Source organism: Dietzia natronolimnaea (assembly GCF_002289575.1).
Classification (GTDB): Bacteria; Actinomycetota; Actinomycetes; order Mycobacteriales; family Mycobacteriaceae; genus Dietzia; species Dietzia natronolimnaea_A.
Genome location: NZ_NTGA01000087.1, coordinates 1 through 1,312, shown reverse-complemented (window position 1 = coordinate 1,312; position 1,312 = coordinate 1). Strand labels below are relative to the sequence as shown.

3 protein-coding genes are annotated in these 1,312 nt (G+C 60.5%); 2 read left to right on the top strand and 1 reads right to left on the bottom strand.

The genetic code is table 11. The features are described from left to right. Window positions 1-300, bottom strand: a 300-nt coding sequence (locus CEY15_RS18645) for a hypothetical protein (protein WP_217987124.1), incomplete at its 3' end; no start/stop codon positions are given. A gap of 140 nt (window positions 301-440) precedes the next feature. Between CEY15_RS18645 and CEY15_RS18335 the strand changes: the two genes are divergently transcribed. Both CEY15_RS18335 and CEY15_RS17725 read left to right on the top strand, forming a co-directional pair. Then, on the top strand, window positions 441-800 hold the full coding sequence (locus CEY15_RS18335; protein ID WP_141244337.1) for a hypothetical protein: 360 nt from the start codon (window positions 441-443) through the stop codon (window positions 798-800). A 221-nt stretch (window positions 801-1,021) separates the two neighbouring features. Then, the coding region (locus CEY15_RS17725) for a helix-turn-helix domain-containing protein (RefSeq protein WP_245847725.1) at window positions 1,022-1,312 on the top strand (291 nt) is incomplete at its 3' end.

Here is a 1,312-nt window from a genome sequence, read left to right as displayed (position 1 = left end):
CGTCCTCGCACTCCATGAATCAGCGGGGTTAGCGGCCCGGCCGCGAATCGCGTCCGTGATGGCGTCACCGCCTTTGCTGCCGAGTTCGCCGGCGAGGTCAAAACCGAAGCAGCACTCGAGCGTTTCAAACGATCCGGACTCACTCTCATTCACGACAACGGGCACGCCCACAACGTCTGCTCGTACGTTGCCGCCACCGCCCTCTGCCACCCCACCCGAACTACCAACCGCGACACGGGGACACCAGACCTCACCAACTGCCAACGCGGCTGCCCCAACATCGCCCTGCTCGACCGCCACTTCCAAGAGAAGACGCGGCAACGCGACCAACTACTCGCTGAAATCGACTACTTACCCGCCCCGCTGGCAGCGCGCAACCAGCAAATCGCGGACGAACTTACCAAGGAAATCACCCGACACGAACAAGGAGAGAACAATTCATGACCCGACGCGGTGATGATGCAGAAGAACGCGACAAACTCATTGCCGCGCTCATTCGGACCCTGAAAGGTGAATCCGAAAGTAGTTCGGGACGGCTATCAGTCAAAGCGATAGCCCAGGAAGCTGGTCTCGCACGAACGACGCTTACCCACAAACACCTCGATCTAAAAGAACTCATCGAAATTTATCAAGCTGCAAATAGAGACCGAACCCGAAATGACAATACGGAAAAGGTGGAGTCTCTCACGGCCGAAGTTCAAGAACTCAAAGCCCTCAACGAGGTGCTGGCCGCGCAAGTGACGCTCGCGGCCCTCACCTACCGTCCCTCGCCAAGTCTCACATCGGTGCCGCCACCCTGAGCACCACGCAGGCCGGTCAACCATTTATTTACCAGCGCGTGTCGAACAATCAGCCCTAGGACTTCGCCCTGCAACCTGCCGGAGGCCGCGACGGAGTGAACAGCCTAGTGTCGCGCGTGTGAAGTAGTTTTACGGTTGGGTTTGTGAAATCATGGGGCATGGCGAATCGACCTGCCCCGGCATTGATGTTGCGTCCCGGCGATCGCGAGGAGCTCGAGAGGATGACCCGTTCGCAGTCGATGTCGGCGGGGATGGTGCAGCGGGCGCGGATCGTGTTGCTGGCCACGGAGGGTCGGCGCAATGCTGAGATCGCGGAGCTGGCTGGAGCGTCGCGTCCGAAGGTGAATCTGTGGCGATCCAGGTATGAGGACAAGGGCATCGCGGGCCTGGTCGATGAGAAACGTTCTGGCCGGCCGCGCACGATTGATCACGCGGCGATCGTGACGGCGACGTTGATGCCGCCGCCGAAGAGTTTGGGCGTGACCCACCGGTCGTCGCGGTTGCTGGCGGCG